Origin of the sequence: Haloferax gibbonsii (assembly GCF_001190965.1) — an archaeon.
GTDB classification, from domain to species: domain Archaea; phylum Halobacteriota; class Halobacteria; order Halobacteriales; family Haloferacaceae; genus Haloferax; species Haloferax gibbonsii.
In genome coordinates, this window is the sequence record NZ_CP011947.1 from 2,738,700 (window position 1) to 2,752,846 (window position 14,147).

16 protein-coding genes and 2 tRNA genes are annotated in these 14,147 nt (G+C 65.0%); 5 read left to right on the top strand and 13 right to left on the bottom strand.

Features of this window, described 5'->3' with window-relative positions; translation table 11 throughout:
* The first annotated feature begins 75 nt into the window (after nt 1-75).
* Nucleotides 76-396, top strand: a complete 321-nt coding sequence (locus tag ABY42_RS13960; protein WP_004974481.1) for a DUF5785 family protein — start codon at nt 76-78, stop codon at nt 394-396.
* Nucleotides 397-432: 36 nt separating this feature from the next.
* Here the strand turns inward: ABY42_RS13960 and udk are convergent, their stop codons facing one another.
* Nucleotides 433-1,128: a uridine kinase gene (gene udk / locus ABY42_RS13965; RefSeq protein WP_008094926.1), complete on the bottom strand. Its 696-nt coding sequence runs from the start codon at nt 1,126-1,128 to the stop codon at nt 433-435.
* A 187-nt stretch (nt 1,129-1,315) separates the two neighbouring features.
* Here udk and ABY42_RS13970 point away from each other — a divergent pair, with 187 nt between their 5' ends.
* The gene (locus ABY42_RS13970) at nt 1,316-2,629 is read left to right on the top strand and encodes an ABC transporter substrate-binding protein (RefSeq protein WP_050459788.1); all 1,314 of its coding nucleotides are present in this window, start codon (nt 1,316-1,318) and stop codon (nt 2,627-2,629) included.
* A gap of 249 nt (nt 2,630-2,878) precedes the next feature.
* Here ABY42_RS13970 and ABY42_RS13975 read toward each other — a convergent pair whose 3' ends face one another.
* From ABY42_RS13975 to ABY42_RS13990, 4 genes are read right to left on the bottom strand one after another with little or no spacing between them, the layout of a single operon-like run.
* Nucleotides 2,879-3,640: an ABC transporter ATP-binding protein gene (locus ABY42_RS13975; protein ID WP_004974477.1), complete on the bottom strand. Its 762-nt coding sequence runs from the start codon at nt 3,638-3,640 to the stop codon at nt 2,879-2,881.
* Nucleotides 3,637-4,500, bottom strand: coding sequence for an ABC transporter ATP-binding protein (locus tag ABY42_RS13980; RefSeq protein ID WP_004974475.1), 864 nt, complete (start codon nt 4,498-4,500; stop codon nt 3,637-3,639). Before ABY42_RS13980 ends, ABY42_RS13975 begins: the two co-directional genes overlap by 4 nt.
* The gene (locus ABY42_RS13985) at nt 4,493-5,860 is read right to left on the bottom strand and encodes a branched-chain amino acid ABC transporter permease (RefSeq protein ID WP_004974473.1); all 1,368 of its coding nucleotides are present in this window, start codon (nt 5,858-5,860) and stop codon (nt 4,493-4,495) included. Before ABY42_RS13985 ends, ABY42_RS13980 begins: the two co-directional genes overlap by 8 nt.
* The gene (locus ABY42_RS13990) at nt 5,857-6,795 is read right to left on the bottom strand and encodes a branched-chain amino acid ABC transporter permease (protein WP_004974466.1); all 939 of its coding nucleotides are present in this window, start codon (nt 6,793-6,795) and stop codon (nt 5,857-5,859) included. Before ABY42_RS13990 ends, ABY42_RS13985 begins: the two co-directional genes overlap by 4 nt.
* A 328-nt stretch (nt 6,796-7,123) precedes the next feature.
* Between ABY42_RS13990 and ABY42_RS13995 the strand changes: the two genes are divergently transcribed.
* Both ABY42_RS13995 and ABY42_RS14000 read left to right on the top strand, forming a co-directional pair.
* The gene (locus tag ABY42_RS13995) at nt 7,124-7,669 is read left to right on the top strand and encodes a GNAT family N-acetyltransferase (protein WP_050459790.1); all 546 of its coding nucleotides are present in this window, start codon (nt 7,124-7,126) and stop codon (nt 7,667-7,669) included.
* 11 nt (nt 7,670-7,680) lie between these two features.
* Nucleotides 7,681-7,754, top strand: a tRNA-Thr gene (locus ABY42_RS14000).
* Nucleotides 7,755-7,847: 93 nt separating this feature from the next.
* Here ABY42_RS14000 and ABY42_RS14005 read toward each other — a convergent pair.
* Complete coding sequence (locus tag ABY42_RS14005; RefSeq protein ID WP_004974462.1) at nt 7,848-8,267, bottom strand: hypothetical protein; 420 nt, start codon at nt 8,265-8,267, stop codon at nt 7,848-7,850.
* A gap of 275 nt (nt 8,268-8,542) precedes the next feature.
* On the opposite strand from ABY42_RS14005, the gene ABY42_RS20170 reads away from it, so the two are divergent.
* Complete coding sequence (locus tag ABY42_RS20170; protein ID WP_013035319.1) at nt 8,543-8,701, top strand: DUF7563 family protein; 159 nt, start codon at nt 8,543-8,545, stop codon at nt 8,699-8,701.
* A 12-nt stretch (nt 8,702-8,713) separates the two neighbouring features.
* Here ABY42_RS20170 and ABY42_RS14010 read toward each other — a convergent pair whose 3' ends face one another.
* The 7 genes from ABY42_RS14010 to ABY42_RS14035 all read right to left on the bottom strand — a co-directional run bounded on the left by ABY42_RS14010 (nt 8,714) and on the right by ABY42_RS14035 (nt 14,099).
* The gene (locus tag ABY42_RS14010; protein ID WP_008094913.1) at nt 8,714-8,932 is read right to left on the bottom strand and encodes a helix-turn-helix domain-containing protein; all 219 of its coding nucleotides are present in this window, start codon (nt 8,930-8,932) and stop codon (nt 8,714-8,716) included.
* A gap of 234 nt (nt 8,933-9,166) precedes the next feature.
* Nucleotides 9,167-9,264 (bottom strand) — tRNA-OTHER (locus ABY42_RS19485).
* A gap of 148 nt (nt 9,265-9,412) precedes the next feature.
* A complete protein-coding gene (locus ABY42_RS14015) occupies nt 9,413-11,260 on the bottom strand; it encodes an FAD-binding protein (RefSeq protein WP_004974458.1) in 1,848 nt (615 codons plus the stop codon).
* Nucleotides 11,261-11,315: 55 nt separating this feature from the next.
* Nucleotides 11,316-12,197, bottom strand: a complete 882-nt coding sequence (locus ABY42_RS14020) for a succinate dehydrogenase/fumarate reductase iron-sulfur subunit (protein WP_004974456.1) — start codon at nt 12,195-12,197, stop codon at nt 11,316-11,318.
* Entirely contained in the window at nt 12,197-12,568 is a 372-nt protein-coding gene (locus ABY42_RS14025; RefSeq protein WP_004974454.1) for a succinate dehydrogenase hydrophobic membrane anchor subunit, read from the bottom strand. Before ABY42_RS14025 ends, ABY42_RS14020 begins: the two co-directional genes overlap by 1 nt.
* A complete protein-coding gene (gene sdhC / locus ABY42_RS14030; protein ID WP_004974453.1) occupies nt 12,568-12,963 on the bottom strand; it encodes a succinate dehydrogenase, cytochrome b556 subunit in 396 nt (131 codons plus the stop codon). Before sdhC ends, ABY42_RS14025 begins: the two co-directional genes overlap by 1 nt.
* Before the next feature lie 110 nt (nt 12,964-13,073).
* Nucleotides 13,074-14,099 carry a succinylglutamate desuccinylase/aspartoacylase family protein gene (locus ABY42_RS14035; RefSeq protein WP_004974452.1) on the bottom strand — a complete coding sequence of 342 codons (1,026 nt, stop codon included), beginning with the start codon at nt 14,097-14,099 and terminating at the stop codon, nt 13,074-13,076.
* Nucleotides 14,100-14,147: the final 48 nt, after the last annotated feature.

The window sequence follows — 14,147 nt, forward strand, 5'->3', positions numbered from 1 at the left end:
CTCGACCGCGACGTTCCGCGTGACAAATTCCCACAAATGCGTAACGGCTTTGAATCGGCCTGCCAACACTCGGGTATGGATTGGCCACACGACCCGGACGGCGAAGAGGGGAGCGAAGGCGGACGCAAGTACGGCCAGGCAGTCATCGCGAAGAAGATCGACGAAGACGAGGACTTCCCGCTGAACAAAGCGGAGTTCGTCGAGGAGTTCGGCGACCACCCCATCCGACTCGACTACGAGCGCGTCGTCTCGCTCGCGGACATCTTCGAGCACGTCGAAGGCGAGGAGTTCGGCGACTTCGTCGAACTGCACAAGGCAGTCGGCAAGGCGATGCGCGAAAACGACTTCTGGTTCTACGAGGGCGCAGCGCAGTTCGTCACCGGCAAGAACGCGTAATCTTCGAGGCCCCGATTTTCGACCCGCGACGCCGCGTTAGTTGTCGGGCCCGCGGGACGAGGTCCGCTCTTGGACTTTCCGTTCGATAGCGTCGCGCTCCCAGGTGCGCGTCTCGTCGCCTTCGACTTCCGCTTGGACTTTCTCTTCGAGCAGCGTGACGGCGACGCTGTTGGCCCCCTCGGGAATGATGAGGTCCGCGTGCTTCTTCGTCGGCTCGATGAACTGCTCGTGCATCGGCTTGACCGTCGAGAGGTACTGGTCGATGACGCCCTGGAGGTCGCGTCCGCGGTCGATTGCGTCCCGCTGGATGCGCCGGAGGATGCGAACGTCGGCGTCGGTCTCGACGTAGAGCCGGAGGTCGAGCATCTCGTTTACGTCCTCGTCGTAGAGCGCGAGAATCCCCTCGAGGATGATGACGTCGGTCGGTTCGACGGTGTTCCGCTCGGGCTTCCGGTTGTGTATCTCGAAGTCGTACTGCGGCATCTCGACCGCTCTCCCCTCCAGCAGTTCCGAGAGCTGTTCGTACAGGAGGTCCCACTCGAACGCCGAGGGGTGGTCGTAGTTCACCTGCTCGCGCTCGGTCATCTCGAGGTGACTCTGGTCTTTGTAGTAGTTGTCAATCGGAATCCGCGTCACGGACTCGCCGACGTTCTCCGTGATGAGTCGGGCCACGGTGGTCTTGCCGGCACCGCTCCCCCCCGCGATACCGATAACGAACGACGGGATAGTCATTGTCCCAAAGACGCCCGCGAACGGGTTTGAACGCAGCGGTTCTCCGGCTTCGGCGCGTTGGGTATATAAAGCACGATGTCTGACGTTCTCACACAGCCGATTCTCGCACCGCCGTCGGTCGCAATTATCATGGCTTTTCAAACGCAGGGAGTAAATTTTATAAGCGGGAGTTGCCATTGCCTTTCACATGGTACGTGATATCGTACGCCGCGACTTCCTCAAGGGAGTGGGAGCCGCGGGCGCGGCAGGCTTGACTGGCTTATCCGGATGCATCGGTGGCGGCGGCGGTGGCGGCGGTCCCGAAGGACTCGTCGTCATCGGCTACCCCGAAAGTGGTATTCAACTGTTCCGTGACTACTACAGCGCGTCCGACGGGAGCGAGGAGATACTCGTGCCCGACGGGATGCGCTCCGGGTCGATGCCCGGACAGGTCGGCAACGACATGGCGAACGTGACCGGGACGGCACCCGCCGCTGGCGGTCCGAACCAAGACACGTTCAATCAACTGTTCGAAGACGAGTACGGCGCGGCTCCGGGCGTCTTCACGTCGCAGACCTACGACTCGGTCGCGATTCAGCTGCTGGCGAACGCCGCCGCCGGGGAGAACTCCGGCCCGGCCATCAAAGACCAGATGCGCCGGATGGCGAACCCCGATGGAATGACCGTCGGACCGGACAACCTCGTCGAGGGCGTCGAGGCGGCCGCGAACGGCGAAGACATCGACTACCAGGGCGCGTCCTCGTCCGTCAACTTCGACGAGAACGGCGACCCGGCGGAAGCCGCGTACGCCATCTGGGAGTTCGACGCCGAGAACAACGCCACGTCGAGCGTCGAGACGCAGTCGTTCGCCGGCGAGAACCCCGACGGGAACGGCCCGTCCGCGGACAGCGGTCCGGGCGGTTCCGACCGCGAGATGTCGGTCGGCATCCTTCTGCCCGAGACCGGCGACCTCGCGGCCGTCGGTGCGCCGATGATTCAGGCCGCGCAGATTCCGGTCATGCAGGTCAACGACGCCAACCCGGCCGGGCTCTCCGTCAACGCGCAAATCGAAGACACCCAGACGTCCCCGGACGCCGGTGTCTCCGCCGCGCAGTCGCTCGTCTCCGCGGGCGTTCCGTCCGTCTGTGGGTCCGCGTCCTCCGGCGTGAACGTCCCCGTCTCGCAGCAGGCGTTCATCCCGAACGAAATCGTCGGTTGCTCGCCGTCCTCGACGGCGCTGTCCGTCTCGAACCTCGAAGACAACGACTTCATCTTCCGGACTGCACCGTCCGACTTCCTGCAGGGCCGCGTCATGGCGCAGGTCATGGCCGAGCGCCTCGAAGTCAGTTCGGTCTCGACGCTGTACGTCAACAACGACTACGGCCAGCAGCTCTCGGAGCGCTTCTCGAACGTGTTCAGCGACTCGTTCGACGGCGAAGTGTACAACCAGGTCGCGTTCAACATCGGCGAGTCGTCGTACTCCTCCGTCATCGAGACGGCGCTCTCCGGCCCGGACAACTAAGACCGACTCGGCAGACCCGACTTTTCTTTCGTCGCCACCGACGCGAGCGGTTGCGCTCATCATCTACCATCCGTCTCCCACCGCACCCCCACGACCGACACAAGACACTCATACGACACGAACACGGTAGTGACCCTCGACGGTGGCTCATCGGGTGGTTCGGACGACGGAGACGGCGGCCTCTCGGTCGAGTCGTTCCAGTACGTCTGCGATTGACGGCGGAAAAATAGCGTGGACCGCCGAGACGGGCTATCCGCCGAGGAAGTCCTGCCGGACCTGTTCGTCTTCGAGGAGCGCCGTGCCGGTGTCCATGTAGCGGTTCTGCCCGTTGGCGAGGACGTAACCGCGGTCGCAGCGCCGGAGCGCCTCCTTCGCGTTCTGTTCGACCATCAGGACGGCCGTGCCGGCCTCGTTAATCTCGTCGATTTTGTCGAACATCTCCTCGACGAGGTCGGGCGCGAGCCCCGCCGAGGGTTCGTCGAGGAGCAGCAGGTCGGGGTCGAGCATGAGCGCGCGACCCATCGCGAGCATCTGCTGTTGCCCGCCGGACATCGTGCCCGCCTTCTGGTCTTTCCGCTCTCTGAGGATGGGGAACCGCTCGTAGACCGCCTCCATGGCGTCCTGCGGCACCTCGTCGAGGATGTACGCGCCCATTTCGAGGTTCTCTTCAACCGTCAGCGTCGGGAAGATGTTGTCGTTCTGCGGGACGTAACCGATGCCGACGTGGATGATGTCCTCGGGTCGACGCCCGGTGATGTCCTCGTCTTTGAACCGGACGGTCCCGCCCATGTGGGCGGTCAGGCCGAAGACGGACTTCATCGTCGTGGACTTGCCGGCCCCGTTCGGGCCGACGATGGTGACGTACTCGCCGTCGAACACGTCCATGTCGACGTCGGTGAGAATCTGGAGGTCGCCGTAGCCGGCGTCGAGGTCGCGGACGCGCAGGAGCACGTCCTCGCGTCCTTCGACGCCCGCGCCGCTCGTCGCGTCGGTGTTGGCGTCGACGCTCATACGTTGCCCCCGAGGTAGGCCTCGATGACCTCTTCGTTGCTCCGAATCTCGTCCGGCGTCCCCTCCGTGAGCACCGAGCCCTGGTGGAGGACGATGACGTGTTCACAGTTGTTCATGATGAGGTCCATGTCGTGTTCGACGAGCAGGAACGTGTAGCCCTGCTCGCGGAGTTCGTGTACGTGTTCGAGCAGTTTCTTCTCGAGCGTGGGGTTGACCCCGGCGAACGGCTCGTCCAAGAGCAGCATGTCGGGGTCGGTCAGGAGCGCCCGCGCCATCTCGAGCAGTTTGCGCTGCCCGCCGGAGAGGTTGCCCGCGTACTCCTCTGCGATGTGGGCGATGTCGAAGAAGTCGAGCACCTCCCAGACGCGTTCGAGGAGTTCCTCTTCCTGTTCGCGGACGTCGTCGCGGACGCCCGGCATGACGGAGCGCCACAGCGTCTCGCCGCGCTGGTGTTTCGGCGCGAGCATCATGTTTTCGAGGACGGTCATCTCGCTCAGTTCGCGGGCGATTTGGAACGTCCGAACCATCCCGCGGTTGGCGATTTCGTGCGGCTCCTCGCCGGTGATGTCCTCGCCGTTGAACGTGACCGTGCCGGCGTCGGGCTTGAGCATGCCCGTGATGAGGTTGAACGTCGTCGACTTGCCGGCCCCGTTCGGACCGATGAGACCCGTGAGCGACCCGGCTTCGACCTCGAAGGTCGCACCGTCGACGGCGGTGATGCCGCCGAAGGACTTCTCCAGTCCCTCGACTCGGAGCGGGTAGTCGACCGACGTGTCGACGCCGGAGGCGAACGCGCCGAGCGCGTCTTCGTCGACCTTGTTCGCCACGTCTTCGACCGGCTGGTCCGCGGCGTCACTCATCGGTCTCACCTCCCTGGGCCGCGGCGTCGACGCCGCCGTCGGTGCGGACCGAGTCGTCGCTGCCGCCGTCGGCGGTCATCGACTTCGGCCGCGACAGCGGGATGACTGACGCGGTCTCCTTGCGGTAGCCGAGCATCCCCTCCGGCCGGTTGTGCATCAGCCAGATGAGCACGAGCCCCATCACGACCAGTTGGAGCTGCCGGATGCTGTCGACCGTGTACAGGAGGAACGGCACGGGGTCGAACTGCGAGATGAGCGGCGAGATTGCCTGCCCGAAGCCGGACGGCGAGTCGAGGTTGGGGAACACCGCCGACACGAGGTTCTGGAAGTACCGCGGCCCCTGGTAGAGCACCGCCGCGAAGACGGCCCCACCGAGGACGCTGCCCGTGTTCGAACCGGCCCCGCCGATGATGAGCGCGATCCAGATGAAGAACGTCACGCGCGGCCGGAAGAAGTTCGGCGTCACCGCGCCCTGCGGAACGAGCCAGAGGATGCCGGCGAGCCCCATGAGCGCACAGCCGAGCATGAACGACTTGATTTTGAACCGGTCGGTGTTCTTGCCGAGGGCGTTCGCGACGTCCTCGTCCTCGCGGATGGCCTTCAGCACGCGACCGAACGGCGATTCGCCGGTGCGCTTGAGCAGCCAGTAGAAACCCGCGACGAACCCGAGGAGCAACAGCCCGTAGACGAGGCCGTCGACGACCGGCTTGGGGTTCCTCGGCACGAGGACCTGGAAGGCGTCGACGAAGCCGAGGTATCCGTTCCAGAGGCCGACGCCGCGAAGCAGCGCCTCCAGCGGCGGGGCGAAGTCGAGGATGAGACCCGACCCACCGCCGAAGCCGACGCGGTTACCGAACAGCTGGAACTGCTGGAGTTCGCCGGAGAGGAAGCTGAACCGGACGATTTCCGACATCGCGATGGTGACGATTGCGAGGTAGTCGGCCCGCAACCGAAGCGCCGGGAGCGCGACCACGAGTCCCAACAGCGCGGCCGCGGTCATGCCGGCGAGGATGCCCACCCAAAGCGGCAGGCCGAGTCCGCCGACCTGCGCCGCGCCGCCGGCGACGTACGTCGGCTTCGTCACGATTGCCGTGACGTAGACGCCGACGGCCATGAAGCCGACGATGCCGATGTTGAACAGCCCGGTGTACCCCCAATGGAGGTTGAGCGCGAGCGACAGCATGGCGAAGACGCCGATGTAGAACGTCAGCGTCGCGATGGAGTTGAGCTGACCGCGGAGCGTGTATCCCAGAACGAACCCCGCGAGGACGTACGCGAGGTACGTCCCGAGGAGGACCAGTACGATGAGGCCCGCGTCGCCGCCCGGGATGCGGGCGGTGAAGTCGTCGCGGACGCTCATGCGGTCGCCCTCCCGCTGAACAGCCCGGACGGTTTCACGAGGAGGATGACGATCATGACGACGAAGGCCGCGGCCCGCGAGAACGCCGAGGGAATCCACAGGACCGACATCGACGCCGTCAGTCCGATGACGAGGCCGCCGGCGATGGCCCCGTAGATGGAGCCGATGCCGCCGAGGATGACCGCGGCGAAGATGAGAAGCAAGAGGAGCCACCCGTCGTTGAACCCGAGCGTCCCTTTCCAGAGGATGAACATGTACCCCGCGACGCCGGTCAGCCCGCCGCCGATAATCCACGTCGCGCGGACGACGCGCTCGGTCGAGATGCCGGTGATGAGCGCGAGGTCCTTGTTGTCGGCCATCGCGCGCATCGCCTTCCCGAGTTTCGTCCGCTGTAAGAGGACGTGGACGCCGAGCATCAGGGCCGAGGCGACCACGAGAAGCGTGATGTCGTGGGCGTTGATGAAGACCGTGCCGTCGATGAAGTACAGCGACACCGAGGGCGGCTGCGCGGTCGTACCGCGCACGTCAGAGCCGAAGACGAACTGCATCAGGTAGCGCAGCGCGAACGCGACCCCGATGCTCGTGATGAGGAGGGTGATGCCGTCCTCGTTCCGAATCGGTTTGAAGATGGTCCGGTCGACCGCGAGCGACAGCGCGATGGCGAAGCCGCCGGAGACCACGATGCCGGCGACGACCGCGAGCGGCGTCGAGAGCATTCCGATACCGAGCGTCCCGCCGTAGACCGACCCCCCGGCCCCGACGAGCAGGAGCGCGCCGATGTCGGCGCGTCCCAGTCCGGCGATGAGGTACGTCGTTGCCCACCCCGAGAAGGCCCCCGCTGTGATGTAGTCGCCGTGCGAGAAATTAGCGAAGTTTAGAATACTGTACGTCATCGACAACCCGATGCCCGCGAGGCCGATTACGAGCCCCCGCATCAGACCATCCCAGACCAGCGTGCCAATGTCGGCAAACTGCGTCTGCCCTGTTGCTAACCCGCGAAGCAAGTCACCGAATAGTACGACTACGATGACCGCCAAGACGAGCGCGAACGGACGCTCGATGGCGAACTGCCTGCCACGGGAGTAGGTTTCGGCAATACCCATTGATAACTATCCTCATGATATGTGCGGACGATAAACATAGATAAATCTTTCTTCATCGGTCGTCTTTACTGACCCCGCTCGGCACCCCGCAGGGCCGCGATTCCTCGATTTCGGTCCGAATCGCCGACACTTAAAAGCGGATAGAGCCCCGACAGGGCCCATGCGCGTCAGTTCGGCGGCGTTTTCCGACCTCGACGACCTCGCCGACCTGTGGGTCGAACTCGCCGCGGACCAGCGGTCGTTCGGGTCGCACCTCCGCGCCGACGCCAATCGGACGCCGATACGGGAGGCGCTGGCGCGACACGTCGCCGCCGACGGCGTGCTCGTCGCCCGTGAGGAGGGGACCGATGGGGCCGAGAAGAACGACGGGAACGACGGGAACGACGCGGAGGGACCGGAGACGGGCGACATCGTCGGTTTCGTCATGTTCGACATCGAGGCGGGGGCGTACGAGCAGGACGCGACCCGCGGGATGATTCGGAACCTGTTCGTCCGCCCGGCGTACCGAGACGCCGGGGTCGGCGCGCGACTGCTGGCGGCGGCGGAGACCGCGCTCGGAGACGCCGGCGCGGATACCGTCGCGTTGGACGTGCTGGCGGACAACGACGCCGCCCGTCGGTTTTACCGGCGGCACGGCTACCGACCGCACCGCGTCGAACTGGAGAAATCGATGCGAAACGATACACACTCAAAGGAGGACCGGTAATCGACGGACGCGCCAGGAGAGCATGGGCGGTTCATGCACTCGACTTGTAATCGAGACTTCGTGGGTTCAAATCCCACTCCTGGCTTCTGTCGCCGGTTCGACCTTTTTTGCGCCCCACGCGGGCCCCGCGTTCAGTCGTCGCGAGCCGGAGCCGCGCCCGCGGGTCGTCGATACGGTTTCAGTTCCGCCTCGCGGGCGGCCGGACCCGAATGAGGAGGAGCGACCCCGGCACGCCGAGGACGAGCGCCCGAAACGGATTATGCTTGATGATAACGTCGGGGTCGAGCGGCTCCGACTGGAGGTCGGTGATGCGGATGCACGAGTAGTAGACCGTGACGTGAGTGAGCACGTACGCGAACGCCGCGGGGACGACGACCGGATACCGGATGCCGCTCATCGCGAGCCCCTCGAACGCGAGGGCGGTGAGCGCCGAGATGAACAGCAGGTTTCCCAGTTGGAGCGTGACACCGGTCAGCGCCGTTATCGCGGTGTCGAACAGCGACGCGCCGTAGGGGGTGTACGTGAGCGCAGTGACGACTGCCACCGCTCCGAGAAAGAGCCCGGCGAACAACCCAGATAACGCGTACACGAACTCCATTGGAGGACCGTTACGGGACCGACGGGGGCGATGAATTTAGTTCTACCTCCCTCGTTATCGCGGTCGAAAATCAGAGAACCCCGCCGAGCGCAGCGGGACGCGGCGTCGAGACGGAATTTTATCTTTATCCGGAACGTCGTGTTCGGTATGAACGGGACCGATCAATTCATGTTCGCCGTGACGCTTCTCATCTTCGCGCTCCTCCTCGTCGGCCTCCTTCTCGCACTCGTCTAGGGAGAAAACTTATGTGATATTCATGGAGGATACTAGATACCATGCCGGAATGTCAGAACTGTGGTTCGTTCGTGACGCCCGCATACGCCCGAGTCTTCACTCCCGATGGCATGGAGAATCCGCGTGTCTGCCCGAACTGCGAGGATATGGTCCGCGACGGCGCACAGGTCCGGGCGGCGCGGTCGCCGAGGAATCACTGACTCGCCGAGCCGTCACTGAGCGACGTGGTAGCGTTCGGCGTCCTGTCGGACGAAGCCGCGCTTCGACAGCGTACTGAGGATGCTGTAGAGGGCGATTTTCTTCATCTCCAGCCCGTTTTGCAGGTCGGTGATGGACGCGCCGTCGTGCGTGGTGAGATAGAGGTACACGAGCTTGGCCGAGGGCGATTCGAGTTCGCCGGGGACTTCGATGGTCGGAACCGTCTGTTGCATGGTCGTTGTCATCCCCTTTGCTTCGACGATAATAAAACTCTCTTACAACAATCGTCGAAGAACCGAGGTCGGGGGTGAGGCCGCGAACGTCCCGAATTCGAGAGAATCGTTGTATTCGTCACGAACGTACATCGGATAATTGTCGGTGTTCGACGCCGCCGACTTCGACTGTCGTCGAAGGGAGCGGGTCGCGGGCCGGCGGGCGGCGAGGCCCGGCGGCGCGCGGTTCCGAGACGGAAGGGGCGGGAGTCGAACCACGCGAAGCCATTGAAAACCACCGGACCGACCGCGAGGGCCTGCGCCGGTGTGCTCTACCACTGAGCCACCCTTCCGGGCGGCTGTAAGGGTCGAGCGGGCAAATAGCCGTTGGTGGGCTCCGGCCGCGGTCGCACGATTCGGCGCGCTGTGCGCGTCGGTGCACCGCTCGGGAGTCGACGTCGAAAGAAAGGGCGTCTGCGACTCGGACGAGTCGCGGTCGACTCAGTAGCTCCGGACCTTCGGCTCGTACGTCTTGTCCTCGCCTTCGAGGATGACCGGCTTGTACCAGAGTTCCGGGCGGCCGTCGTTCCACGAGAGCATCGTGTGCTTGAGCCACTCCTCGTCGCGGCGCTCCTGGTACTCCTTGCGCCAGTGGGCTCCGCGGAACTCGTTGCGCGCGAGCGCGCCGAGCGTGATGGCCTCGGCGATGTCGAGGATGTTGCGCGTCTCCAGCGTCTGGAGCAGGTCCGTGTTGAACGTCCGCGACTTGTCGGCCACGAACACGTCCTGGTAGAGTTCGCGCGCCTCGCGGATGTCGCGGAGCGCGTCCTTGAGGGCCGACTCCTCGCGGAAGACGTTCACGTTGCGCGTCATCGACTTCTGGACGCGTTCGCGAATCTCGGCCTGCTGGATGCCGTCTTCTCGCTCCAGGAGGGTGTCGATGGTCTCGCGCTCGTCTTCGACGGCGCGCTGGACGAGGTCCGCTCCGGAGACGGACGCGCCCGCGTCCGCCGCCGTCCCGCCGTCGGCGACGGCGTCCTCACCGATACCCGCTTCGCCGAGTTCGACCGGCGAGTCGACCTCGCCGAGTTCGTACTCGCCTTCTTTGCCGGTCGTGATTTTGGCCGCCTCCATGTCCTTGCCCGCGGCGTGGTGGCCGGCGCGCTTGCCGAAGACGATGAGTTCGGGGAGCGCGTTGCCGCCGAGACGGTTGCCGCCGTGGACGGAGGCACAGGCGCACTCGCCGGCCGCGTAGAGACCGGAGATACAGGTTTCGCCGTTCTCGTCGGTCTCGATGCCGCCCATCGCGTAGTGCTGGCCGGGCTTGACCGGCATCGGCGCGTCGAGGGGGTTGACGCCCTCGAAGTCCTCCGAGAGATGGATGATGTTCTCGAGGCGGTCGATGATGCGCTCCTCGCCGAGGTGGCGCATGTCGAGGTGGACGTACTCGTCTTCGATGCCGCGGCCCTCGTTGACCTCCGTGAGTTCGGCCCGAGAGACCACGTCGCGCGAGGCGAGTTCGCCGAGGTTGTTCGCGTAGCCGTACTCGAACATGAAGCGCTCGCCGTTTTCGTTGTAGAGGATGCCGCCCTCGCCGCGGACGCCCTCGGTGATGAGAACGCCCGTCGAGGGGAGCGTCGTCGGGTGGAACTGGATGAACTCCATGTCCTCCATCGGCGCGCCGGCGCGGTAGGCCATCGCGACGCCGTCGCCGGTGTTGGCGACCGCGTTGGTCGTGTGGTCGTAGACCTGCCCGAGGCCGCCGGTGGCGAGGATGACGCCGTTGCGGGCGCGGAAGCCCTCGACCTGTCCGGTCTGAACGTCGTAGGCGACGATGCCGTGGCAGTTCCGGTCCTCCGGCTTCTCCTCGTCGGAGACGGCCAGTCGGGTCACGTGCCACTCGTCGTAGACCTTGATGCCGCGCTTGACGAGCTGCTCGTACATCGTGTGGAGCAGCTGGTGGCCCGTCTCCGCGCCCGCGTAGGTGGTCCGCGGGAACGAGAGCCCGCCGAACGGTCGCTGGCTAACGCGGCCGTCGTCGTCACGGGAGAACGCCATCCCCCAGTGTTCGAGCTTGATGGTCTCTTTCGGGCTGTCCTTACAGAGGGTCTCGGCCGCCGGCGCGTCGGCCAGATAGTCCGAGCCCTTCATCGTGTCGTAGGCGTGGTCCTCCCACGAGTCGCCTTCGCGGAGCGCGGCGTTGATGCCGCCCTCCGCCGCGCCCGTGTGACTTCGGACCGGGTGGAGCTTCGACACGATGGCCACGTCGGCCCCTTCCTCGTGTGCCGCAATCGCCGCGCGCAGGCCCGCCCCGCCCGCGCCGACTACGATAACGTCGTGTTCGTACATGGTGTGTTTGGGTGTGTCGTAGGGTTGGTCGAACTTCAGGGTTTCACCGGGAAGTTCACCAGAACTTCAGGTTGTTCTTAATCGCCTCGCGCTTGAGTTCCTGGATGTGCTCCGTGAGAGGGATGTCCTTCGGGCACACCTCGGTACAGGAGAACTGGGTCTGACAGCGCCAGACGCCGTGTTCCTGTTCGAGGATTTCGAGGCGGCGCTGCTTCATGTCCTCGCCCTCGCGTTCGTCCATGGCGAAGCGGTAGGCCTTGTTGATGGCCGCGGGACCGAGATACTCGTTGTCGCCGGCGGCGATGTTACACGAGGACATACACGCGCTACACCAGATGCAGCGGGTGGACATCTTGACCTTCTCGCGGTTCTCGCGCGTCTGGCGCTGCTCGTCGAGTTCGCCGTCCGGAAGCGAGTTCGTCTGGAAGTACGGCTCGACCGACTCCATCTGGTCGTAGAAGTGCTCCATGTCGACGACGAGGTCCTTGACCACGTCGGCGTGCGGGAGCGGCTCGACCCGAATCGGCTCCGAGAGGTCCGACAGCTGGGTCTTGCAGCCGAGTCGCTGCGACCCGTTGACGAACAGCGCGTCGGACCCGCAGATGGCCTGCCGGCAGGAGTGCCGGAAGGTAAGCGAGGAGTCGTAGTGGTCCCGCGCCCACATGAGCGCGTCGAGGACCGTCATCCCCTGCTTGTACGGGACGTGGAAGTCGTCGAAGCGGGGCTCCTGCTTCTCCGGCACCTCGGGGTCGTAGCGGAAGACCTTGAGGTGGAAGGTGTCGTCCGCGGAGCGCGCCTTCTCGGCCGCCTCGGCCTCGCGCTGCTCTTGGACTCGCTCTGCGCGCTCGCGCTTTTTCGCGTCGCGCTTCTGCTTGCCGGCGGACGCCGTCTCCGTGGCCGATTCCTCTTCGACTGCTTCGGGAACTTGCGTGCTCATTAGATGGGAACACCTCCGGCCCACGCGAGGGCCGTGCGGACGCCCTGCACGATGAGGAGGACGCTCGCGAGACCGAGAATCGCCTTGACCGCCGTCTTCCGGGTGCCCGTGAGGCCCTGGTTGACGAGGGCGTTGTAGACGCCGTTGACCCCGTGGAACGTCGCGGTGACGAGGAACAGGATCATCAGCGAGAAGTACGTCAGCTGCTCCATGCGCGCCTGTGAGAGGGCGAACGTCACTTCGTCGGCGTGGTTGACGAAGTGGAGCAGGAAGAAGTGGAACGCCAGCACCACGACGAGGAAGGCGGCTGTCAGCCGCTGCCAGAGCCACCGCCGGCCGCCCGGCTCGAAGGACGTGTATCGCTCCGCCATTAGATGCTCACCCCCGAGAGGAAGGTGGGAACGCTCGCGACGACGATGACACCCGTGAGGATGAGCGACGCGTAGAAGCTCTTGTCCTGTGCTTCCAGCCCGACGCCCAGGTCGACGAACAGCAGCCGCAGTCCGTTGAGGATGTGAAACACCGCCACCGCGAGCAGCCCGACTTCCAGAATACGCACGACCAAGAGACTCTCCAGCGCCTGAATCGTGTTCGTGTACGCCGCCGCGCCCGAGAGGGCCGTCGACAACACGGCGATGTGGGTAAAGAGATAGCCCACAAGCACCCAGCCGGTGAACTTGTGGAATATCCAGGCCCACATGCCGGCCGAGAACTCCCGCCATCTGCTGAAGTCCTCGATGAGGCCCCGATTGTAAGACTGACTCATGCTCTTGTGAGTGTCGGGAAGGGGAGGGTATAGAACTTACGTGTATGGAGTTTCGTGAGGGTTGGCAAAAGTCGCCGGGCCCCGAATATCTCGGGGCGGGGCGGCCGGTCTCAGAGCGTCGGCTCGGGGGTGCCGGACTGCTCGCGCTCGACGACGCGCCGCACCTTGTCCTTCAGTTCGACGAGGTGGCAAAGCGGGTTCCCGGGGTAGACGACCGGGTTCTCGAGGACGCCGACGAGCAGGCCCGTGAAGGGGGCGACGACGGTGACGTTGTCGTCCTTGAACGGGTTCGTAATCGTGCAGATGCGGTCGCCCTCGTGGACGAGCGCGCCGCGGTCGTGGTGCATGTCGACGATGCCGCCAGCGTCGGCGCGGAGCCACGTCTTCTCGTTTTCGTCCGAGATGACGGTCCGCCAGCCCGGCCAGTTGACCGTCGAGGTCCCACGGAGGCCGTACTCGGCGAAGACGCTCTCGACGCCCGCGAGCGCCTCGTCGATGAGTTCGCGCTGGAAGCGGTGGGCCTCGCCCATCTCGACGGTGATGGCCGGCGTCCCGCTCGCCGACGACTCGGTTCGGAGCATCCCGCTGGACCCCGAACTGTCGATGATGACGTGCGAGCCGAAGGCGTTGGCGAGTCGCGCGACGGCGGGGTCGGACATGTCCGCGCGGACGTGGAGCATGTTAGTTCGCCCCCGCGTGGAGGTGTGGAAGTCGATGCCGAGGTCGCAGGGCGCGATGAAGTTCTGGTAGATGCGGTGTGCCATCCGCTTTGCTCCCGTCGAGGTCTCGGAGCCCGGGAACGACCGATTCAGGTCACGGTCGTAGATGGGGAGGTACCGCTGTTGGGCGAGGAACGCGGGGACGTTCATCACCGGCATGCAGACGAGCGTGCCCGCGAGGTCCGCGAGGTCCCACTCGTAGGCCACCTCGCGGACGACCTCGATACCGTTCAGTTCGTCGCCGTGGGCGGCGGCGGAGAGGAACACGGTCGGCCCCGGCCGCTCCCCGTTGATGATGGTGACGGGGATGCGAACCGGGTCGCCGAGATACGTCTCGGAGATGCCGTACCGGATGTCCTGTGTCTCGCCCGGCTCGACCTTCCCGCCGTTGTAGGTGAAGGCCTCGTTGTCGGCCATGTGATGCGATGGGAGGGCCGGGGTTATAAACGGTCGCGACGGACCGCC